Raw genomic sequence first — 20,643 nt, forward strand, 5'->3', positions numbered from 1 at the left:
TCTAGGGACCAAGGAATATCTCAACCAGCGTGCCGAGGTACGTCACCACGAAGAAGATAAGCGCCAACCTACCAGAAACGACGACGATCCAGAACGCGGCGATGAGGAACAGCGCGAGCGCGGCCTTCCAAATCTTCAGCTCATCGTCTGCCCAGAATTTGTTCCAACGACGCAGTACGACTGGAATCGCTAGCCGACCACGATCGGGTACGGACCGATCGCGGCGTCGAGTTGCTCCGCGACGAGCAGAGCGTCCGCCGCGCGGATCGGCTCACCCAGCTCGATCTGCTCGGGTGAGATGACACCGCGTACAGCCTCGACGACTGGGTCGTTCGGCAGCGCGGCCCGAACTGCCTCGACGACGGCATCAAACACCGGCAGGGCGAAGCCGGTGACCTCCTGCTCGGGATCCTTCTCAACCAGGGCGCTAAGCGACCTCACGAGCGCAGAGATCTTGCGCTTCTCTTCGTACGGGTACCTGCCGCTACGAGCCATCGTCGTCCTCCGCGTGTCGTCGTGGTGAATGTAGATTCGGCATCCGGCACTTGAGCGTTAGCAGTGACGCGCCCCGCCAGCCACTCACGTTCAGGGAGACCCGCGTGGACGCACCAACCGCCGCACTGATCGGCGCGACCCTCGGCTTCGGCGGCGCTCTCTTCGCGGCGTGGCTCAACCCGTTCTCAACCGCTCGCCACGCCAAGGCGGCGAAGAACCTTGAGCTCCGCCGCGAGGCGTACGCGTCCGGCCTCCTAGCCGTGGGGAAGCTCGTCGAAGCCGGCGGCAACGCGGAAATGATGTACCGGCTTGTCGGCGAGATGGCGCCCCCGTTCGTGACGATGCGGCTCTTGTGCAGTCCGGATGTAGCCAACCTGTACTTCGAGCTCACCCAAACTGCTGGCAAGATCGCGCGTTACTACGAGGACCACGCCGAAAAGAACCCGGACGAGCTGCTCAAGCAGTTCCGAACCGACCTCGACTTGTTTGTGGAGGCAGCCAGGGGGGACCTGGGGACCGACGAGCTGTACCACAGCGAGTGAGAAGCAGGGCGGCTAACCGATCGACCGCGTGTAGGGACTGCCGTACCGCCACGGGTTCGGCAAGCCGCTCGGCCGCCAGCCCGTCCGGGGTTGTGGCGGTGACGCGGCCGGGGGCGTGCTCGGCTCGACCAGCTCGGCGTCCAGCGGCTCGTCCACCAGCTCCGCGTCCAGTGGCTCGTTCGACTCGTCGGCCACGGTAGCCGCGGGGACGTCCGCAGACGCCGACGAGCGGGACGTAGACGGGCTCGTCGCGCCGGTCCGTTGGCGTTCGCCGTCGGACGCGTTGGCGCTCGTCGAGGATGTCTGAGCGGTCGGGCTCGACGCGGGTTCGACCGTCACGAACGCGACGCCGGCCAGCGGCGGAGGCGGCACGGTGACGTCGTCTCCGGAGCCTTTCGAGTCCACAGTGGACAGAGCCAAGGTTGCAGACTCCAGCGCCCACTCGCGCAGCTCCTGCTGGAACCGCACGCGGTGTACCGGTTCGAGGTCGAGGCCGACACCGCGCGCGAACGCGTCCAGGACACGGCCAATCACCTCCGCAGCAAGCTGCCCCTCCAACTTGGTGTTGCGCTCGTAGCTCTCGGCAATCTTCTCGATAGCGCCGGTCTTGATCGCCACGCTGGCGTGGCGGACCACGCGCTCCGCCGAAGCAAGCAGCCGATCCAGCTCGTCGGCCGTCAGCTCGTCACCGGACGCCGTGACGCGCAACTTGGTGTCGACGAACGCGGCGTCAACGGTATGGAGTGCGTCGGCGAGCGCGACGTGCAGCGGACGCGGATCGCCTCGGATGATCTCGGCCAGGGTCAGCCGGTCCAGTGCCCTCTCCGCAACCTGCTGCGCCTTGCCACCGTGCAGCTCGCAGACGACGGCACCAGGCACGGCGTGCTTGCCGCAGGGCCTCTTGGTCTTGCGGCCGTGCGCGGCGCACTTCACGGGCGGAATCGCGTTCGGTCGTCCAGCCACCAGCCATCCTCTCAGTCGATTTCGTCCTTAACTACACGTTTAGGAATACGTGTTCTACCTGCGTCTTTGGGGATCACTGGAACGACTGCGGAACACGGGATCGATCGCAATTCACCACGTGTCGATCGCGGCACGCGGCTTGGGTAACCAACCGACTACCCGACGCCGCACGGTCAACCACGTTTACGGTAGACGGCGGCGAGAGGGCGGAAGGTGGGTGTCGCCGCTGCCTCTACCGGTGAGACTTCCAGCCCACCTAAATTCATTTGCTTCTCCTTCTAGTTACATCGACTGGTTCCGGAGTCGATCTCTGCGCGACTGGTTCCAACGACTGGTTCCGAGCGCTACTACGTACGCGCTCGGAACCAGTCGCGTTGAGTGGTTCCGGAACCACTCGGAACCACTCGGAACCACTCAAACTTCGTAGTGAAGTTGCGACTTGCGAGGACCGTCTTCCACGCGAATCAACCCCCGTTCGACCGCCACTTCAATGACGTAGGGAGCGCGCGCAACCTGCACACCTAGGCTCTCGCGGATGTGTCGCGTCGAGCAGCCGGGCTTGCGTTGGACGATGTCCAGCAACTTCTGGACTTCCTCCTCCAGCTTCACCGCGTTGACGAATCCCTGCGGCGTCGCCACTCGTTGGGGTTCGTGAGCCTCCACGAAAACGGCCGAGCCGAACGCGTCACCGTCTTCGTCCACGCCCAACTGGACCGACTCCAGCCGCCCGTACAAAACGCCTGCGCGCGCCGACTCGCGCTCCTTCTCGGACTCGACACAGATGACCGACTCGTCGTGCTCGTGACGCGTCAGGTGAATCCGCGTGTCGACGTGACCGTGAAGCGCGGTGTTTCCCGAGTAGCCACCCGACTTGTTGTCGTGGTGGATGATCAAGCACGTGGCGTCTGACTGGACGACCCGACTGGCCCAGTGCAGAGCCTTCGACACGTCCTTCGCTGAGTTCTCGTCGCCGCCGACGGTGTTGCGCCGGAACGTGTCGAAGACGACTAGGCCGACGCCGGCCTTCTGAACCCACGTCGCGAAGGCCTCCAGAGGCTCGCTAGGCCCCAGCAGATCCAGCGGCCGGGGGTAGACCAGCAGGCGGCCTTTCAGGTCGTCCAGGGGTGACTCGTTGACCTTGCACCACGCGTGGACGCGCCGCGTCGCGTAGGCCGGTCCCTCGGTATACACGTACGCGACGCGTGCCTGGCGAACGCGCGCGCCGCGCCACTCGCGACCGAGCGCGACGTGCAGCGCGACGTCCAAGCTCATGAACGACTTGCCGACGCCGCCGTCGCCGTGCAGCAGCGCGACGACCGGGCGGTCAAGTAGACCCTTCACGAGGTACGACGGCGTCACCAGGCGGTCCAGCTCGGTCACGTCGAGCCAGCCGTCGAGCACGGCGGCGTCGACCTGCTGCGCCCACTGCTTTAGCTCGGGGGCGACGACGACAGACGTGCCCGGCGCGTACTTCACGACCTGGTCAACGACGCCGAGGATTGACTTCGCGTCCCAGTCACCCTTCGGGTGTTCGGGAACGCCCTCGAACTTCCGGACCAGCTGGACAGCCAAAAAGGTCAGCGCGTCTTTCGAGCCCGCTCGCGCGCTCGACAGCGCCTTGAATAGCAACTCGTTTTGATTTCCCTCGGGAATCGAGTCGTCTTCGACGTTGAACTGTGACCAGTTGAACTTCTCGTCCGTGAACTCGAACGTGCCGCGCTCGCCGCGCTCCTTACTCTTGAGGTAGTCAACCCATTCACTAGGCAGTTCCGCGAGGTCATCCGGCCGAGGCGGAACCGTGCTAACGACGCCCTCCGGCGTGTACCAGTGGATTGGCTGGCCAGTCTTAGGGTTGAGCGACGGCCATGCGCGCGCCCATCGGTGGTGCGGGCGCAGAATCTCGATGCCCTTAACCTGGACGCCATCGATCTTCTCGGTGATCTCGGACTTCCACTCCATACTCCTGGGAACGCGATACATCAGGTGGCGCGAGCCGTCATTGCGTGCGGTCGAGTACCACGTCTTCGGCAGCTGGCCGGTGAACTGCTCGACGTACTCCAACAACTCGCAGCCGCGCTTACCGTCGTGGCAGTCGACGTCGATCCCGAGTGTGCCGTCCTGCATACGTAGCCCGAGGTTCGCGTTACCTCGATCGGGCGTCGCGATCCACGCGTCGACCTGCGACTGATTCGGGTCGACGCCGTTATAACCCGAGAACCCACCCGGAACCGATCCCGGCCTCGGAAAGTCACACGGCAACGGCGCGACCCAGCCGCGGCCTAGGTACACCTGCGCACCTAGGCCGTAAGGCCCTTGCTTTTCCCCATCAGGTGAGGACACGGTTGTAGAATTCAGCACGAGAGGTTGCCTCTCCTGAGTTCGAACGGTTTGCGAAAGTCGCGATACAAAGTCGAATACGCGCCCGCCCCGGAAGCCATTCCAAGGGGCGGGCGCGATTCGCGTTTACGGCGTTGGAGCGACGTCCAGCTGGAGAACCCGCAGCAGCCCGGCCGTAGGCACGACCCAGCGGCGCTGGGACACCTTGATGACGGGAATCGGGAACGAGTCGCGGTGAATCGCGGCGTACGCGGCCGAACGACTCATGCCGAGGATCTCTCCGGCAACTTCAACGCTCGTCGTGACGTTTCTCGCGCAGTGCTCGCGGACGTCGCAGGGTGTCCACTCGGGGCGCAGGCGGGCGCTCACGACAGCCGCTCCTCGGCTGAGGCCAGCACAGCCTCAACGGCCTCGGCCAACTCCGTCTGAAGGCGGGCAAGCTCGTCCCGAGTGCGCTGCTCCAGCTCTGCGTTCTTGCTCTTGGCGCTACCGCCGATCCGACCGGCGAGCACCTTCTTCGGGTTCTTGCGACCCGTCATCGCGACCTCCGCGCAGCTCTCACTGCGGATCGCGTCTCGGGCGTCGCCTCGGGATGCTCCGTGGAACTGCACCACCGCTAGCGCGACGCGGCCTGAGGTCGCCCGGAACGGTGCCGGGACTGTCTCGCAAGAGGGGGCGGATCTGATCCGTGCTGCCTGTCCGCCTCCACGCTGGACGCAACGACAATCGTAGCACCGGGCGCTGCCACCGCGTTCGCGGTGCATTTCCAGAATGCACCGGGACGACGCGGAACGTGCGTGGACGAACGAGAACAAAAAGATAAGTCTCGATTCCGGATATAGTCATACTCAAGCATTTTGAATTCGCTTCGAGTGAACGGAAATGGGTGCGATGAGACAACGTGGCTCCGTGGCGTGGTGGTGCGACTGCCCCGGCGGCAAGGACGACTGCCAGAGACCCACCGCGCGCAACCACAAGACGTGGTACTACGCGATCCGAGTCGACGCGACCGAGCGCGACGACGTCCAGGTCAAGCGTGGCGGCTTCCCCACTCAGACGGCCGCGACGGCCGCTCTGGAGCACGTCCGCGAGCTGCTCGCCGTCGCCGAGACGGACGACCGCGTCCAGCGACGAATCGCGGACACGGTGATCGGGAAGTCACGGCGCGGCGGCACGCTGCCGTCCGTTGACGAGGTCCGCGCCAAATTCGGCGTCGGGATCGACCCCATCGCGCCGTCGATGTCGGTCGGCGACTGGCTCGACGAGTGGGTTGCCTCGAAACGGCGCGCGGGCACCGCGACGCTCGACCTGTACAAGCTGCGCGTCCGGCTGCTGAAGCCACACATCGGGGAGATCCCGCTCGATAGGCTGCGCGGCTCGCACGTTGCGGCGATGCTCGACTGGGTCGACCGGCGCAACCAGGTGATCCGCGAGGCGAAGCAGGCCAAGACGCGGGTTCCGAGCGATCCGTTGGACGCGCGCCAACGGCAGGTGCTCATCGGCGAGACCGCAGCGGCCCAGCTCGTTGGCGTCCTGTCCATGGCGCTGCGCGCCGCGATCAAGCGGCGGCTCGTGAGCTTCAACGCTGCCAAGGAGATCGAGTTCCAGCAGCCCGGCAAGTCAACCCGCGCGAGGGTGTGGGATCCGGCCCAGGTCGCGACGTTCGTCGCGGGAACGCAGGAGCACCGGCTCGGCGCGGCCTTCCGCGTCGTGCTGCTGCGCGGCCTGCGACGCGGCGAGCTGTGCGGCTTGCAGTGGGCCGACGTCGACCTCGACAACCGGCGCGTCGAGATCAAGCGCACGATGCGCTACACCCGACCTCGCCAGGGGGTCATCGCGTTCGGCAAGACCAAGACTGAGTCGAGCGCGCGCGTCGTGACGATCGACCGAGGCACGGCGGACGCGCTGCGCAAGCTGAAGGCTCGCCAGCGTCAGGAACGTCTCGCCGCTGGTGCGGCGTGGCGAGGCGGCGAAACACCCGACCAGGACTGGGTCGTCGCGCGGCCGGACGGCTTCCCCGTTCCGCCGCCGAAGGTGAGGGAGGAGTTCAAGCAGGCGGCGCGCGGACTCGGCCTCCCCGTGATCCGATTTCACGACGGTCGCCACACCGCCGCGACGCTGGCGTTCGAGGCCGACCTCAACGTCAAGCTGGTCAGCGAGCAGCTGGGGCACAGCTCGACGCGCATCACGACGGAGATCTACACGCACGTGCGGCTGGCCAAGCACGACGAGGCAGCGGAGACGATCGAGACGTTCGTGTTCGGCGCGAACGGAACGGTCGTGGAACAGACGTCGGCGAACGAGCGTGAACGGAGCTAGACGACGGCCGCGACGCGCGACCCGTCTACCTGCAACTACGTGGACGCGCTGCGACGCCGCCGAACGTACGTGGACGACGGGATCTTTACAGTCACTTAAGCGCGTCGGCACACCACAGAAACGACCTTCTGGGGCGATACTGCTCCCATGCGGGTGCTGCTGGTCGAAGACGACGACGGAGTCGCGGACGCCCTGGTGGAGGCGTTGCGGGCGAACGGGCACCGGCCTTCCCGCGTGCGCAGGGGCGCTGACGCCCTGATCGCGCACCGCGACGCGGACGTCGTGCTGCTCGACCTCGGCCTGCCCGACCAGGACGGCCTGGAGGTGCTGCGCAAGCTCCGCAAGATCGACCCGGTGCCCGTGCTCGTGCTGACGGCGCGCGGCGACGAACGCACGGTGGTGCGCGGGCTGCGGCTCGGCGCGGACGACTACCTGGTGAAGCCGGTGCGGCTGGCCGAGTTGCTGGCGCGCATCGACGCGGTGGCGCGGCGCAGCGCCGCCCGGTCGCAGGAACCGGACGAGCTCGTGCGGGTGTCCGATGTGGAGATCGACCTGCAGAGCCGTCAGGTCGTGGTCGGCGGGCGTGAGATCTCGTTGACCACCAAGGAGTTCGAAGTTCTCGCGGTGCTGGCGCGCCGGCCCGGCACGGCGGTGAGCCGGCAGCAGCTGATGGACGAGGTGTGGGGCAACGCGTTCGTGGCGGTGTCACGCACGCTCGACGTCCACCTCACGCAGTTGCGCGCCAAGCTCGACCGGCCGGGGCTGCTGCACACGATCCGCGGTTTCGGCTACCGGCTCGGTGAATAGATGCGGCAACGGCTTCTGTTGGTGCTGCTGCTGTTCTCGCTGTCGGCCGTCACGGCGTTCGCCTTCCCGTTGCTGATGAGCACGGCCTCGGAGCGCACCCAGCAGTTCGTGATCAGCCGCACCGCCGACCTGGACCGCTTCGCCACGCTGCCCGTCGACGTCGTGGTGTCCGAGGCGGAGCGGTACGCCGAGGTGTACGGCGAGGAGATCGTGGTCGTCGACGCGTCCGGCACACCCGTCGTCGAGTCGGGCATGACGGCGCAGGACGTGTCCGCGCAGATCGACGCCGCGTTGCGCAACCAGCCCGCCGCGCCCGCGCCGACCGTGCTGCCGTGGAGCGGTGGCGACGTCCTGTTCGCCCGGCCCGTCGGCATCGGCACGAAGGTCGCGGGTGCCGTGGTGCTGCGGGCCTCGACGCGCGTGGCCGCTCTGGACGTCGCACGACGCTGGGCTCTGGTGCTGGCCGGGGCGCTGCTGGCGGCGTGCGCGTGCGTGCTGCTGGCCCTCGTCGTGTCCCGCTGGCTGCTGCGGCCTCTCAAGGAACTGGATCGGGGCGTCCGCGCGGTCGCGGAAGGGCAGCGACGCACCCACGTCGCCGACACCGCCGGCCCGGCCGAGCTGCGGGCGCTGTCGGAGTCGTTCAACCGCATGTCCGACGCCGTCGCCGAGGCCGCCGACCAGCAACGGCGGTTGATCGCCGACGCCTCGCACCAGCTGCGCAACCCCATGGCCGCACTCCGGTTGCGCGTCGACATGCTTCCGTCCAACGGCTCGCTGCTGACCGAGGTCGAACGCCTCGAGTCGTTGCTGGACGGTCTCCTGGCGCTGGCCTCCGCCGAGAGCACCGCCACCGAACGCGCCGCGGGCGGCATCGAACCCGAACTCGCCGACCTGCAGGTCGTGGCGCACGACCGCGTAGACGCCTGGCGCGCGGCGGCTCAGGCCGACGGCGTCACGATCACCGTCGACGACCGCGCGCCCGGCCTCGTGCGGTGCGCGGTGTCGGACCTCGCGCAAGTGCTGGACGTGTTGCTGGACAACGCCATCAAGTACGGCGGCACCGAGGTCACCGTGATCTGCGACCGCGCCACCCTGACCGTGCGGGACAACGGCCCTGGTCTATCCAAAAAGGACGTAGAACGCGCCACCGAACGGTTCTGGCGCGGCGACGACTCCCGCCGCGGCACCGGCCTGGGCCTGGCCATCGCGGAACGCATCGTCACCGCGCACGGCGGAAAGCTGCGGCTGCGCACCGACAAGGGCCTCGTCGCGACGGTGGAACTGCCGAAGGAGCCGCTGCTGTGAGGCGCCGGACGTTCCTGCTCGGAGCACTCGCCCTCACCGCGTGCGGGACGAGCGAACCCGACGGCACGATCAGGATCGCGGGAGGCGAACCCGGCGGCTTCTACAACGACTTCGCCGCGCTGTTCTCCCGCCTGGCACCCAGCCCGCTGACCATCACCCCGGTCGAGACCGGCGGCAGCGCCGACAACCTGGAGCACCTGCGCGACGGCGGCGCCGACATCGGCCTCTCCCTGAGCGACAGCGCCCACATGGAACCCGGCCTCGTCGCACTCGGCCGCGTCTACGAGAACTACCTGCAGCTCGTCGTCCTGCAGTCCTCGCCGTACAGGACGGCGGCCGACCTGGTCGGCAGGCCCGTGTCCCTGGGCGCGGACGGCTCCGGCGCCGCACTGCAGGGCTCCAGACTCGCCCTGGGCGTGCAGGAGGAGCACTACCCGCTGCGCAACGCCGTCGACGCCCTGAAGGCGGGCGAGATCGCCGCCCTGCTGTGGTCCGGCGGCGTTCCGACCCCGGAGCTCGACAAGGCCAGCGGCATCAGGCTGCTGCCGCTCGACGGCTTCCTGCCGAGGCTGCGCCAGGACTACGGCAAGGTCTACGAACGCGTGGACGTCCGCATGGGCGTCTACGGCTCCCCCGTCGACGTCCCCACGATCGGCACCCCGAACCTGCTGGTGTGCCGCCCCGACCTGAGCACCGAGTACGCGGGTGCCGTCGTGCGGCTGCTCGTGGGCAGGGCCGCCGAACTCGTGCCGCAGCAGGCACTCGGCACGCAGTACCTCGACGTGCGCAGTCTCATCGACACGGGCAAGGTGCCCCTGCACCCAGGTGCGGCAGCGGAGTACCGGAGGTTGCACGGATGATCATCACGATGGCGTCGGTCTCGCTGGACGGGTTCATGGAGGGCCCCGGCCACGACATCAGCTGGCACGTCGTCGACGACGAGCTGCACGAGCACTTCAACTACGGGCTCGCGCGGATGACCAGGTTCATCGACGGCCGCCGCAACCACGAGACGATGCTCGAAGCGTGGCCGCACACCGACGACCACCCGGAGTGGCCGCGGCCGATGCACGACTTCGGCCGGATCTGGCGGGACATGCCCAAGATCGTCTACTCGCGGACGCTGGACACCACCGAGTGGAACACCACGGTGAAGCGCGAGGTCGTGCCGGACGAGATCAGGGCGCTCCCGGGCGACAGCATGGTCGGCGGCGCGCAGCTGGTGGGCTCGTTCTTCGAGCACGACCTGATCGACGAGGTGCGGCTCTACCTGAACCCGGTCGCGATCGGCGAGGGCACGCCGTTCTTCAAGAAGCCGATCGCCCTGGCGCTCGAGAGCACCAGGGCGTTCGGAACAGGTGTGGTCGAGCTGATCTACGGCAGGCGCTGACCCAGCAGCAAGGCCGCCGCGGCGGCGAACATCGCCGTCATCGTGCCGAGCAACAGCCACGGCTTCGACGCGTCCGCCTGCTTCTTCTCGTAGCCGATCTGCTCGCCGAGCGTGTCGTAGACGCGGCGCAGTTCCTCGGCGGAGGCGGCCTTGAAGAACTCGCCGCCGGAGATCTTCGCGATCTCCTTCATCGAGTCGTCGTCGACGGGCACGGACTGCTGCCGCCCCTCGATGTCGACCACACCTTCCTCGGTGCCGAACGAGATCGTGGAGATCGGGGTGCCGGCCTTCTTCGCGTCCTCGGCCGCGTCGAACGCCTTGCGGGTGCCCACCGTCTCCTTGCCGTCCGTCATCAGCACGATGCGGGCGGGCGGTGGGCCCTCGGCGCCGCCGACGACCTTGCCGAACGAGTCGATGGACGCCATCGCGGCCACCAGCGCGTCACCGGTCGCGGTCGACTGGGCGAGCTTGAGCCCGTCGATCGACTGCGTGACGGCGACTCGGTCGGTGGTCGGCGCGACCAGCACGGTGGCCGAGCCGGCGAACGAGATCAGGCCGAGGTTGATGCCCGGGGTGAGGCCCTCGGCGAAGGACTTGGCGGCCACCTGCGCGGCCTCCAGCCTCGACGGCTTCACGTCGGTGGCCTTCATCGACAGCGACACGTCGACCACGAGCATCACGGTCGCCCGGTTGCGCGGGACCCGTTGCTCGGACGTCGGGCCGGCGAGTGCGACCGTCAGCAACGCGAGTGCGGCCAGCAGGAACGCCGCCGGGACGTGGCGCGACCAGCGTTCCCGCTTGGGCGCGACCTTCTCCAGCAGCTCCAGGTTCGTGAACCGCAGCACCCGCTTGCGGCGGACCCGTTGCGCCACCACGTATCCGGCGGCGAGCAGCGCCACGCCGAGCAGCAGCAGGAACCACCACGGGGCGACGAAGTTCGAGAAGCTCATGCGACACCCCCAGACCAGCGGCGCTTGCGCGCCACCACGAAACGAACCGTGTCCGCGATCCAGTCCGAGTCGGTCCGCAGCACCAGGTGCCCGGCGCCCGCGCGCCGCAGGCCCGCCGCCACCTCGCCCCGGTGTTCCGCGGCCGCGGCGTTGAACTCCTTGCGCAGCAACGCGGACGCGGTCACCTCGCGCTGCCGCCCGCTCTCCGGGTCGGACAGCACGACGGTGCCGACCTCGGGCAGGTCGACGTCACGCGGGTCGACGACCTCGATGGCCACGATGTCGTGGCGCGCGGACAGCGCGCGCAACGGCCGTTGCCACTCCATCTCGCCGAGGAAGTCGGAGATCACCACGATCAGGCCGCGCCGGCGCGGCGGGCGGCGCAGCTGTTCGAGCAACGCGGCCAGGTCGCCGCGGGTGCCCTCGGGTGCCCGGTCGATCTCGGCGATCTTGCGGATCATGCCGCGCGCGTGGGCCAGGCCTCCGCGCGCCGGGATGCGGACGTTCTCCGCACCCGTCGAGACCGCGGCGCCGATCCGGTTGCCGCCGCCGCGCGTCAAGTGCGCGACCGCGGCCGTCGCGGCGATGGCCAGATCACGCTTCTCGCACGCGGCGGTGCCGAAGTCGAGCGACGGCGACAGGTCGATCGCGAGCCACGTCTCCAGCTCGCGGTCGGCGACCGTCTCGCGGATGTGCGGGATCGTCGTGCGGGCCGTGACCGCCCAGTCCATCCGGCGCACGTCGTCGCCGGGCTGGTAGGTGCGGGCCTCGCCCGGTTCGGACCCCGGCCCCGGCACGAGGCCGAGGTGGTTGCCCTGCAGCAGGCCGTCGAGACGGCGCCGGACCTCGAGCTCCAGCATGCGCAGCGCGGCTTCCATCTTGACGCCGCGCAGGACGGGCGGCGCCCAGGACGGGCGCTCCTCCTCGGCCTTGTCCCTGCTCACGGCCTACCAGCCGGAACCGGCTGCTGCGGACGGGCCGACACCTGCGGCAACGGCACGATCTGCAGCACTCGGGTGATGATGTGGTCGATCGGCACGCCGTCAGCCAGCGCGTCGTACGAGAGCACGAGGCGGTGGCGCAGCACGTCCGGAACGACGTCCACGACGTCCTGCGGCAGCACGTAGTCACGGCCGCGCACGAGCGCGAGGCCACGAGCAGCGGCGATGATGCCGAGCGACGCGCGCGGCGAGGCACCGTAGGCGACCCAGCCGGCGACGTCGGTGAGGCCGTGCTCGCCGGGCGCGCGGGTCGCGATCACCAGGCGGACCACGTAGTCGACGAGCGCGTGGTGGACGAAGACGCGCGAGGCGACGCCCTGCAGGCGCACCAGCTCCTCGGGCGAGAGGACCTGGCTCGGCGTGGGCGCCTCGACGCCCATGCGGTAGACGATCTCGCGCTCTTCCTCGGCGGTCGGGTACTCGACCTGGATCTTGAACAGGAACCTGTCGCGCTGCGCCTCGGGCAGCGGGTACACGCCCTCGTTCTCGATCGGGTTCTGCGTCGCCAGCACCAGGAACGGGTTCGGCATCGGGAACGTGCGGCCACCGATGGAGACGTGCCGTTCGGCCATGACCTCGAGCATCGCCGACTGCACCTTGGCGGGCGCGCGGTTGATCTCGTCGGCGAGCACGAAGTTCGCGACGACGGGACCGAGCTCGACGTCGAACGTCTCGGTGGACTGGCGGTAGATGCGGGTGCCGAGGATGTCGGCGGGCACCAGGTCGGGCGTGAACTGCACGCGGGAGAACGAGCCGCCGACCACGCGGGCGAACGTCTCGACGGCGAGCGTCTTGGCGACGCCCGGCACACCTTCGAGCAGCAGATGGCCCTTGGCCAGCAGACCCACGAGCATCCGCTCGACGAGCCGGTCCTGGCCGACGATCACCCGCTTCACCTCGAACACGGTGCGTTCGAGCAGCTGGGCATCACGAGCCGGGGTGACGGGCGCCGATGCGTTCGGCGTTGCCTCGGCGGCGGGCTCGGTCACGTGCGGGCCTCCATGCGGAACAGGGTTTACCGATCGTTGAACAGTCTTACTGTCCGCCTGTTCAACCGCTGTGAAGGGTGTCCAGGTCGGCGGGTGTGTCGACGTCCCTCGCCTCACCGGGCAAAGCGGACACCTCGACGGGGTCGAGCCTCAGAAGAGTCTTGCGCAGCGGCAGGTTCCGCGGATCCCCGGGTAGGGCCGCGCGCAGGTCCGCGGCGTTCCAGCACCCGATCAGCCACTGCACCCTGTCGTCCTTGAGCACGGCGTTGCGGCCGGTGGCGCGCAGCCTCGCGATGGTGTCCGCGGTGAGTCCGGGCTGGTCCACGGCGAGCACCGCGACCCAGTCCTCGGTGATCTTCGCCAGTCCGGCGGCCAGACCGGCGAGCGGTCCCCCTCCCGGCGGGTCCTCGCGTGCCCAGACGACGCCCGGCAGGTCCTTCTCCGGGCCGACGACGACCTTCTGCGCGGCGTCGTCCACAACGGACAGCACGTGGTCGAGCAGCGTCGCGTCCCGATAGGACAGCGCGGCCTTGTCGACGCCGCCGAGCCGCTCGCCCGTGCCGCCGGCGAGGATGATCACCGCGTACGTCATGCCCTGCCTCCGATGTGCGTGGCGACGCCCTCCAGGAACAGGTGCAGACCGAAGTCGAACTCCGCCTCGACGTCCTCGGCCGCGGCCACGTCGTCCAGGTCGAACACCCCGGAGTCGAGGACCTCGGCGAGCGCGGGCATCCGGCGCGGGTCGACGATCTCGCGCAGAGCCTTGCCGTACTGGCTGCCGAACGCCGCGGGATCGTCCTCGAAGCCCTGCGCCAGCGTGACACCCAGCCGTGCCTCGCCGTGCACGAAGGTCATCAGGCCCATCACCACGCCGACCTTCTCCCCCGCCTCCAGCGGCGTGTCCCGGAGTGCACCGAGCGCGCTGTCGAGCCACGCGAGGCTCGTCAGGCCGGTCGGCGGCCCGCTGATCGGGATCTGCAGGAACCACGGGCGCCTGCGGATGGCTTTGAGCACCGCTTTCGCCCAGAAGCCGAGCTGGTCACGCCAGTCGCCGTCCGGCAACGGGGGTGGCTCGTCCATCGCGGCATCGGCCATCAACGTGAGCAACTCGTCTTTGCTCTTCACGTGCCGATAGAGGGCCATCGTCGCGTTGCCCATCTCCTGCGCGACGCGTGCCATCGACACGGAGGCGAGCCCCTCGGCGTCCGCGACCGCGATGGCAGCACGCGTGATGTCGGCGGCGTCGATGGTCGGCTTGCGCCCCCTCTTCATGCCCTCTAGTCAAACAGATGCGTATGACATACGCTAATCCAGGTTTTGCGTATGAGGTACGCATAAAAGGGGGTTCGATGATCGTCGAGACAGAGGGTCTGACGAAGAGGTATGGGTCCGCGACCGTGCTCAGCGGCCTGGACCTGAAGGTCGCGGAAGGGTCCGTGCTCGCGCTGCTCGGGCCGAACGGTGCCGGCAAGACGACCACGATCCGCATCCTGAGCACGCTGACCAGGCCCGATGGCGGCACGGCACAGGTGTGCGGGTTCGACGTGGTGCGCGAGGCACCCGCCGTGCGCGGCGTGATCAGCCTGACCGGGCAGTACGCGGCGGTGGACGAGGAGCAGACCGGGCGCGAGAACCTGGTCATGATCGCCCGCCTGCGCGGTTTCGCGAGGCCGGCGGCTCGCGCACGGGCTCTCGAGTTGCTGGAGCGGTTCGGCCTGACCGACGCGGCGGACCGGCGGGTGCGCACCTACTCCGGCGGCATGCGCCGGCGCCTGGACCTGGCCATGAGCCTGGTGGCACAGCCGCGGCTGCTGTTCCTGGACGAGCCGACCACCGGCCTCGACCCGGTCAGCCGCACGACGATGTGGGACGCGATCGGGGACCTGGTGCGCGACGGCGTGACGATCTTCCTCACCACCCAGTACCTCGAGGAGGCCGACCGCCTCGCCGACCGGATCGTGGTGCTGCACAACGGGGGCGTCGTCGCGGACGGCAGCGCGGACGCGTTGAAGAACTCGGTCGGGGGCACCCGCCTGGACCTGACCTTCTCGTGTGCCGAGGACGCGTTGCGTGCGAAGGCCGTGACCGGCGGAACCGCCGACGGCATGACGCTGAGCGTGCCGTCCGACGGCAGCGCGGTCCACCTGCACCGCGTGCTGGACGACGTGCTGGCCGCACGGGTGGACGTGCTGCGGGTGTCCACGCACCGCCCAACGCTGGACGACGTGTTCACCTCGTTGACGGCGGTGGCCGCATGACCGCCTCGCTGACGATGATCGGCCGCAGCATCCGGCTGAGCCGCCGCAACTTCGACCTCGTGATCATGGCGATCGTGTTGCCGGTGCTGATGATGGCGTTGTTCGTGTACGTGTTCGGCGGCGCGATCGGCTCCGTCCAGTCCTATGTGGATTACGTGGTGCCCGGCATTCTCGTGCTGTCCACCGGGTACGGCGCCACGTCCACCGCGATGTCGGTGACCGACGACATGAAGAAGGGCGTGGTCGACCGGTTCCGCTCGATGCCGATCAACGGGTTCTCCCTGCTGACCGGCCACGTCGTCGCCTCGGTGGCCCGCAACGCCCTCGCGACGTTCGCGGTGGTCCTGGTCGCGTTGCTGATGGGCTTCCGGCCGGCCGCGTCGCCCGTCGGATGGGTGCTGGCGATGGGCGTGCTGCTGCTCTACGTGCTGGCGCTGTCGTGGCTCGCGGCGGGCTTCGGCGTGGTCGCGCGGAGCGTCGAGTCGGCCAGCCTGCTCGGGTTCTTCATGCTGTTCATCCCGTACCTGAGCAGCGCTTTCGTGCCGGTGGAGACGATGCCGTCCTGGCTGCGCCCGGTCAGCGAACACCAGCCGATCACACCGGTCATCGAGACCGTGCGGGCGTTGCTGGACGACCAGCCCGTGTCCTCGGGCTGGCTCGCGCTGGCGTGGTCCGGCGGGCTGCTGGTCGCGGCGTTCGGCTGGTCGACCTGGTTGTTCGGCCGGATCAACCGCCGCTGAGGTGCGCGGCGTCGAGGCGGGTGAGCTCGTCCGCGGTGAGGCCGATCTCGCCCGCCTCGACGTTCTGCCGCAGGTGCGCCGGATCACCCGTGCCGGGGATGACCAGCACGTGCGGCCCGCGCGCCAGCGTCCACGCCAGCCTGATCTGCGCGGGCGTGGCGCCGCGGGCGTGCGCGATCTCGGTGACCACGTCGTCCTCGGCCGACGTCCCGGCCTCCTGGTTGGCGCCGGCGAGAGCGAAGAACGGCACGTACGCGATGCCGCGCTCCCGGCACACGCCGACGAAGTCGTCCTGCTCGGGGTGGTGGCCGAGCCCGTAGGAGTTCTGCACGCACACGACCTCGGCGACGCGCTGTGCCTGGTCGAGGTGGTGCGGCTTGACGTTGGACAGCCCGAGGTGCCGGACCAGCCCGTCGCGCTGCAACTCGGCGAGCCGCCCGAAGTGCTCGCTGAGGTCGTCCAGGCCGCTGATCCGCAGGTTGACCACGTCGAGGTGGTCGCGGCCGAGCTGCCGCAGGTTCTCCTCGACCTGGCCCTTGAGCTGCTCCGGCGTCGCAAGAGGCAGCCACTCCCCTTGCGGCGTGCGGCCGGGCCCGACCTTGGTGACGATCACCAGGTCCTCCGGGTACGGCGCGAGCGCGCTGTTGATCAGCTCGTTCGCCGACCGCGTGGCGGAGAAGTAGAAGGCGGCGGTGTCGACGTGGTTCACCCCGAGCTCGACGGCCTTGCGCAGCACCTCGATCGCCTGCCCGCGGTCACGCGGCTCGGCCCGGCGGTCGAACGCCGTCCCCCGCTGCGGCAGTCGCATCGCACCGAACCCGACCCGGTTCACGGTGAGGTCACCCAGTCGCCACGTCATTCCTCCCACTGTGCCAGCCTTGGCGCCGTGGGACTGTTCACGCTCTCCGATGCCCGGGCCGAACTCGCACGGCTGCTGCCCGTGCTCGACGAGATCGTGCGCCTGCGAGCCGACGCCGCCGAGCTGGCCGTCGGGGGCTCCGCGCTGGGCGGGCTGCCGGAGTTCAAGGCCGCGCAGGCCCGGCTGGACGAGCTGATGGAGGCGGTGCAGCGGACCGGGGCGGAGCTGAAGGGCTTCGCTCCGTTGCTCGTGGACTTCCCGTCGGAGGTGGACGGTGTGCCGGTGCTGCTGTGCTGGCTCGAGGGTGACCGTGAGCTGAACTGGTACCACCGGACGGATCTGGGCTTCGCCGGCCGCCGCCCGCTGTGATCTTCACGCGGTGACCGGATACGTCCGCTCCCCGGCCGGGTCGTGCCTGTCCCCCGCCCTTCGGGCCGACGAGGCTGGGGACCATGAAGCGAGCATTGATCGTCATCGACGTGCAGGAGTCTTTCCGCCAGCGCCCCAACTGGGCCGAGGTGTCCAACCCGGACGTCGTCGGCAAGGTGAACCGGCTGGTCGACATGAGCCGTGACGCCGGTGACCTCGTGGTGTGGGTGCTGCACTCCGAGCCCGGTTCCGGCAACGTGTTCGACCCCGCGCTCGGGCACGTGCGGCTGATCGACGGGCTGAAGCCGCTCGACGACGAGCCGGTGCTCACCAAGACCGCCCACAACGCGTTCACCACGACGAACCTGCAGCAGACGCTGACGACGCGGGGCGTGCGGGAATTGCTGATCAGCGGCATCCGGACCGAGCAGTGCTGCGAGACCACCACGCGGGTCGGGTCGGACCTCGGGTTCGGCATGACGTTCGTGACGGACGCGACCGCGACCACGCCGCTGCCGCACTGGCGCACCGGGAAGGTGCTCGGGGTCGAGGAGATCATCGAGCGCACCGAGTACGTCCTGGCCGGCCGGTTCGCGCGGATCTCGGACGTCGCTACGCTGACCGGATCGTGACCAGAGTCGTCTTCCTGCTCGTACCTGGACTGCACCTGCTCGACCTCGCGGGGCCGGCGCAGGTGTTCTCCAGCGCTGCCGATCTCGTGAACGGGTACGAGTTGTCCTACGTGGGCGACACGGACACCGTGCTCAGTCATCAGGGCGTGCCGCTCGGTGCGTCGCGTGAGTTCCCCTCTCTCGCGGCGGACGATCTCGTGTTCGTGCCGGGGTGGCGGTCGCCGAAGATCGTGGGGACCGGTCATTTGAGCGAACGCGCGATGGCGTGGTTGCGCGCGCACCACGACGGCGGCGGCACGGTTGCGAGTGTGTGTGCCGGTGCGGATGCGTTGGGGCGCGCGGGTTTGCTCGACGGACGGCGTTGCACCACGCATCACGAACTGCAGGAGGAGCTCGCACGGCGCTATCCGGCCGCACACGTCGTGCGCGACGTCTTGTTCGTGGAGGACAACAGGGTCGTGACGTCTGCGGGCATCGCGAGCGGTATCGACCTCGCGTTGCATCTCGTCGCCGTGCGTCATGGGCCTGCCGTGGCCGCTGCGATCGCGCGGACGATGGTCATCTACGCGCGCAGGAACGGCGACGACCAGCAAGACAGTGTGCTGATGCGGCATCGGTCGCACATCAACGAGACGGTGCACCGCATTCAGGACGTCATCGAGTCACGGCTCGCCGAGCGCCTTTCTCTCTCGGAACTCGCCATTCACGCCGGGTGCAGTGAACGGACCGTGACGCGGTTGTTCGGCCGTGCGACGGGCATGACGCCGTTGAAGTACCAACAGGCGTTGCGCGTCGAACGAGCCGAACACCTGATAGGTCAGGGCGCCACGGTGGAGACGGCGGCGCGCAACGTCGGCTTCGAAGACGCCCGGATGTTGCGCAGATTGCGTTCCCGCTGAGCCGCACGCGTGCGGCCGTCCACAGGTGACGGAACACCCTTGCACGCCATCGGAACCGGCCTAAGCTGTGCCGCGTGACGACTCTGGCGAACCGCCCCAACACCGCGTTGCTCGTGATCGACGTGCAGAACGGCGTGGTGAACCACGCCCACAACCGCGACGAGGTCGTGGCCAACGTGGCCGCCCTCGTCGACAAGGCGCGCACGGCCGGCGTCGACGTCGTGTGGGTGCAGCACAGCAACGCCGAGCACATGCCCAAGGAGTCCGACGGCTGGCAGTTCGTGCCCGAGCTGAAGCTCGCCGACGGCGAACCGGTGGTGCACAAGACCTACGCCGACTCGTTCGAGGCCACCGACCTGGAGGAAGTGCTGGCGGGCAAGGGAATCGGCAGCCTCGTGGTGTCCGGCGCGCAGACCGACGAGTGCATCCGCTCGACGCTGCACGGCGCCATCACGCGCGGCTACGACGCCCTGCTGGTCAGCGACGCCCACACGACCGAAGACCTGTCGGAGTACGGCGCCCCCACGCCGGACAAGGTCATCGCCCACACCAACCTCTACTGGGAGAACCACACCGCGCCCGGCCGCAGCGCAGGCGTCGTGAAGACCGAGGACGCGTTCAAGCCCGCGTGATCAGGTGAGTGCTGGGCATGTAGTCGATCTTCCAGTCCTCGTACACGCCGCACAGCCCGCACTTCAGGCACCGCAGCCCGACGGTCAGCCAGCGCACCTCGCCGTCCGGACGGCACGACGACCCGAGCGCGGCGGCGAACTCCTCGCCGCCGCACGTGCACTCGCACTCCTCCGCGTCGTCCTCGTCCCAGTGCTCGTCGGAGTCGCCGATGAACTCCGCCAGGCCGCAGCCGAGACAGGTCCGGCGCATCGCCTGGTCCTCGGTCACCTGCACCATGAACGACGTGCCGCCACAGCCGCCGCACACCGACGCGACGACGTGCGTGACCTCGTAGCCGTCTTCCTGGTACTCGCGGATCGCCTCTTCGAGCGTCATCCCGCCACCCGGTTGATCCCGTCGCTGCGCAGCACGCGCTCCGCGGGTGCGCCCTTGGCCAGCGCCACCATCGCGCGTCCCACGAGTTCCGTGGTCGTGACGTACTTCGGCGCCACCTTGCGCAGCACCGGGAACAGCCACGAGGACCACGAGTAGACGTACCGGTAGATGCGAGTGCGCGACGTGATCCCGTGCCGCGGCTGGATGAAGCCCGGCCGCAGCACGAACACCGGCCGGTCCAGCGCCAGCAGTTCGTTCTCCGTGCGCCCCTTCACTCGCGCCCACATCGTCTTGCTGTCCGCGCCCGCGCCCTCACCGGACACGTACACATAGGTGCCGCCGACGACCCGTGCGGCCTCCAGCGCGTAGTCATGCGTCACGGGCGTGTACTCGGCCTCGGTCAGACCCGCGGAGGTCACACCCATGCAGTAGAAGCACGCGTCAGCGCCGGCCAGTTCTGATGCTATCGGCGACAGGTCACCGAAGTCGGCGTGCACGACGTGCCGCAGCTTCGGATCGCTCGCGCTCAACGGCGAACGTCCCACTGTCACAACGGATTTCACCGCGGGATCGAGCAGGCACTCGCGCAACGCGCCCTGACCCACCATGCCGGACGCACCGAACACCACGATCTTCACCGCATCAAACTAGTAGCGTGTCGCTGCTTAGTTATGGAGTCTTTGGATGGGAGGCTGTTGTCATGGCCTCCCAGTTGAAGCGGCCGGTCACGTTGTCGGCGCGGGATCGTGAAGAATTGCTCCGGCTGACCACCACGGGCGT

At 68.7% G+C, this 20,643-nt stretch carries 25 protein-coding genes; 12 read left to right on the forward strand and 13 right to left on the reverse strand.

The features are described from left to right. Positions 1 to 189: 189 nt before the first annotated feature. The gene (locus DFR72_RS33665; RefSeq protein WP_090070132.1) at positions 190 to 495 is read right to left on the reverse strand and encodes a hypothetical protein; all 306 of its coding nucleotides are present in this window, start codon (positions 493 to 495) and stop codon (positions 190 to 192) included. A gap of 104 nt (positions 496 to 599) precedes the next feature. Here DFR72_RS33665 and DFR72_RS33670 point away from each other — a divergent pair, with 104 nt between their 5' ends. Beyond that, positions 600 to 1,037, forward strand: coding sequence for a hypothetical protein (locus tag DFR72_RS33670; RefSeq protein ID WP_143086896.1), 438 nt, complete (start codon positions 600 to 602; stop codon positions 1,035 to 1,037). A gap of 12 nt (positions 1,038 to 1,049) precedes the next feature. Here the strand turns inward: DFR72_RS33670 and DFR72_RS33675 are convergent, their stop codons facing one another. The 4 genes from DFR72_RS33675 to DFR72_RS45905 all read right to left on the reverse strand — a co-directional run bounded on the left by DFR72_RS33675 (position 1,050) and on the right by DFR72_RS45905 (position 4,876). After that, entirely contained in the window at positions 1,050 to 2,000 is a 951-nt protein-coding gene (locus DFR72_RS33675; protein ID WP_143086895.1) for a hypothetical protein, read from the reverse strand. 414 nt (positions 2,001 to 2,414) lie between these two features. Next, positions 2,415 to 4,289 (reverse strand): AAA family ATPase, encoded by a 1,875-nt coding sequence (locus DFR72_RS33680; RefSeq protein ID WP_143086894.1) that lies wholly within the window; start codon positions 4,287 to 4,289, stop codon positions 2,415 to 2,417. 174 nt (positions 4,290 to 4,463) lie between these two features. Next, positions 4,464 to 4,706, reverse strand: a complete 243-nt coding sequence (locus DFR72_RS33685; RefSeq protein ID WP_090070126.1) for a protein-tyrosine phosphatase family protein — start codon at positions 4,704 to 4,706, stop codon at positions 4,464 to 4,466. After that, a complete protein-coding gene (locus tag DFR72_RS45905) occupies positions 4,703 to 4,876 on the reverse strand; it encodes a hypothetical protein (protein WP_170176529.1) in 174 nt (57 codons plus the stop codon). Before DFR72_RS45905 ends, DFR72_RS33685 begins: the two co-directional genes overlap by 4 nt. Positions 4,877 to 5,228: 352 nt before the next feature. Between DFR72_RS45905 and DFR72_RS33695 the strand changes: the two genes are divergently transcribed. From DFR72_RS33695 to DFR72_RS33715, 5 genes are all read left to right on the forward strand, one after another. Next, complete coding sequence (locus DFR72_RS33695) at positions 5,229 to 6,656, forward strand: tyrosine-type recombinase/integrase (RefSeq protein ID WP_143086893.1); 1,428 nt, start codon at positions 5,229 to 5,231, stop codon at positions 6,654 to 6,656. Positions 6,657 to 6,803: 147 nt separating this feature from the next. Next, positions 6,804 to 7,463 carry a response regulator transcription factor gene (locus DFR72_RS33700; RefSeq protein ID WP_090070122.1) on the forward strand — a complete coding sequence of 220 codons (660 nt, stop codon included), beginning with the start codon at positions 6,804 to 6,806 and terminating at the stop codon, positions 7,461 to 7,463. After that, on the forward strand, positions 7,464 to 8,768 hold the full coding sequence (locus DFR72_RS33705; RefSeq protein WP_090070120.1) for a sensor histidine kinase: 1,305 nt from the start codon (positions 7,464 to 7,466) through the stop codon (positions 8,766 to 8,768). After that, on the forward strand, positions 8,765 to 9,628 hold the full coding sequence (locus DFR72_RS33710) for a TAXI family TRAP transporter solute-binding subunit (protein ID WP_090070119.1): 864 nt from the start codon (positions 8,765 to 8,767) through the stop codon (positions 9,626 to 9,628). The genes DFR72_RS33705 and DFR72_RS33710 overlap by 4 nt, the downstream gene beginning before the upstream one ends. Next, the gene (locus DFR72_RS33715) at positions 9,625 to 10,158 is read left to right on the forward strand and encodes a dihydrofolate reductase family protein (RefSeq protein ID WP_090070117.1); all 534 of its coding nucleotides are present in this window, start codon (positions 9,625 to 9,627) and stop codon (positions 10,156 to 10,158) included. Before DFR72_RS33710 ends, DFR72_RS33715 begins: the two co-directional genes overlap by 4 nt. Here DFR72_RS33715 and DFR72_RS33720 read toward each other — a convergent pair. The 5 genes from DFR72_RS33720 to DFR72_RS33740 form a co-directional block, all read right to left on the reverse strand. After that, positions 10,143 to 11,108, reverse strand: a complete 966-nt coding sequence (locus DFR72_RS33720) for a VWA domain-containing protein (RefSeq protein WP_090070116.1) — start codon at positions 11,106 to 11,108, stop codon at positions 10,143 to 10,145. The two genes, DFR72_RS33715 and DFR72_RS33720, sit on opposite strands and share 16 nt — an antisense overlap. Further along, the gene (locus DFR72_RS33725; protein WP_090070483.1) at positions 11,105 to 11,986 is read right to left on the reverse strand and encodes a DUF58 domain-containing protein; all 882 of its coding nucleotides are present in this window, start codon (positions 11,984 to 11,986) and stop codon (positions 11,105 to 11,107) included. Before DFR72_RS33725 ends, DFR72_RS33720 begins: the two co-directional genes overlap by 4 nt. A gap of 62 nt (positions 11,987 to 12,048) precedes the next feature. After that, positions 12,049 to 13,098, reverse strand: coding sequence for an AAA family ATPase (locus tag DFR72_RS33730; protein WP_030481847.1), 1,050 nt, complete (start codon positions 13,096 to 13,098; stop codon positions 12,049 to 12,051). A gap of 61 nt (positions 13,099 to 13,159) precedes the next feature. Beyond that, positions 13,160 to 13,690 (reverse strand): molybdenum cofactor guanylyltransferase, encoded by a 531-nt coding sequence (gene mobA, locus DFR72_RS33735; protein WP_090070114.1) that lies wholly within the window; start codon positions 13,688 to 13,690, stop codon positions 13,160 to 13,162. Next, entirely contained in the window at positions 13,687 to 14,370 is a 684-nt protein-coding gene (locus DFR72_RS33740; RefSeq protein ID WP_090070113.1) for a TetR/AcrR family transcriptional regulator, read from the reverse strand. The genes mobA and DFR72_RS33740 overlap by 4 nt, the downstream gene beginning before the upstream one ends. Before the next feature lie 77 nt (positions 14,371 to 14,447). On the opposite strand from DFR72_RS33740, the gene DFR72_RS33745 reads away from it, so the two are divergent. Together DFR72_RS33745 and DFR72_RS33750 are read left to right on the forward strand one after the other, a co-directional pair. Beyond that, the gene (locus DFR72_RS33745; protein ID WP_090070111.1) at positions 14,448 to 15,356 is read left to right on the forward strand and encodes an ATP-binding cassette domain-containing protein; all 909 of its coding nucleotides are present in this window, start codon (positions 14,448 to 14,450) and stop codon (positions 15,354 to 15,356) included. Continuing rightward, positions 15,353 to 16,096 carry an ABC transporter permease gene (locus DFR72_RS33750; protein WP_090070110.1) on the forward strand — a complete coding sequence of 248 codons (744 nt, stop codon included), beginning with the start codon at positions 15,353 to 15,355 and terminating at the stop codon, positions 16,094 to 16,096. The genes DFR72_RS33745 and DFR72_RS33750 overlap by 4 nt, the downstream gene beginning before the upstream one ends. Here DFR72_RS33750 and DFR72_RS33755 read toward each other — a convergent pair. Then, positions 16,083 to 16,955 carry an oxidoreductase gene (locus DFR72_RS33755; protein WP_090070108.1) on the reverse strand — a complete coding sequence of 291 codons (873 nt, stop codon included), beginning with the start codon at positions 16,953 to 16,955 and terminating at the stop codon, positions 16,083 to 16,085. The two genes, DFR72_RS33750 and DFR72_RS33755, sit on opposite strands and share 14 nt — an antisense overlap. Before the next feature lie 27 nt (positions 16,956 to 16,982). Here DFR72_RS33755 and DFR72_RS33760 point away from each other — a divergent pair, with 27 nt between their 5' ends. The 4 genes from DFR72_RS33760 (at position 16,983) to DFR72_RS33775 (ending at position 19,487) form a co-directional block, all read left to right on the forward strand. Continuing rightward, complete coding sequence (locus tag DFR72_RS33760; RefSeq protein WP_090070106.1) at positions 16,983 to 17,324, forward strand: DUF2203 domain-containing protein; 342 nt, start codon at positions 16,983 to 16,985, stop codon at positions 17,322 to 17,324. Positions 17,325 to 17,407: 83 nt separating this feature from the next. Beyond that, entirely contained in the window at positions 17,408 to 17,956 is a 549-nt protein-coding gene (locus DFR72_RS33765) for a cysteine hydrolase family protein (protein ID WP_090070105.1), read from the forward strand. Beyond that, positions 17,953 to 18,855: a GlxA family transcriptional regulator gene (locus tag DFR72_RS33770; RefSeq protein WP_090070103.1), complete on the forward strand. Its 903-nt coding sequence runs from the start codon at positions 17,953 to 17,955 to the stop codon at positions 18,853 to 18,855. Before DFR72_RS33765 ends, DFR72_RS33770 begins: the two co-directional genes overlap by 4 nt. Before the next feature lie 74 nt (positions 18,856 to 18,929). Next, positions 18,930 to 19,487 (forward strand): isochorismatase family protein, encoded by a 558-nt coding sequence (locus tag DFR72_RS33775; protein WP_090070102.1) that lies wholly within the window; start codon positions 18,930 to 18,932, stop codon positions 19,485 to 19,487. Here DFR72_RS33775 and DFR72_RS33780 read toward each other — a convergent pair. Together DFR72_RS33780 and DFR72_RS33785 are read right to left on the reverse strand one after the other, a co-directional pair. Next, positions 19,474 to 19,863, reverse strand: coding sequence for a hypothetical protein (locus tag DFR72_RS33780; protein WP_090070100.1), 390 nt, complete (start codon positions 19,861 to 19,863; stop codon positions 19,474 to 19,476). The two genes, DFR72_RS33775 and DFR72_RS33780, sit on opposite strands and share 14 nt — an antisense overlap. Continuing rightward, positions 19,860 to 20,501: a Rossmann-fold NAD(P)-binding domain-containing protein gene (locus tag DFR72_RS33785; protein WP_090070099.1), complete on the reverse strand. Its 642-nt coding sequence runs from the start codon at positions 20,499 to 20,501 to the stop codon at positions 19,860 to 19,862. Before DFR72_RS33785 ends, DFR72_RS33780 begins: the two co-directional genes overlap by 4 nt. Positions 20,502 to 20,643: the final 142 nt, after the last annotated feature.

Source organism: Lentzea flaviverrucosa, from assembly GCF_003350445.1.
GTDB classification, from domain to species: Bacteria; Actinomycetota; Actinomycetes; order Mycobacteriales; family Pseudonocardiaceae; genus Lentzea; species Lentzea californiensis.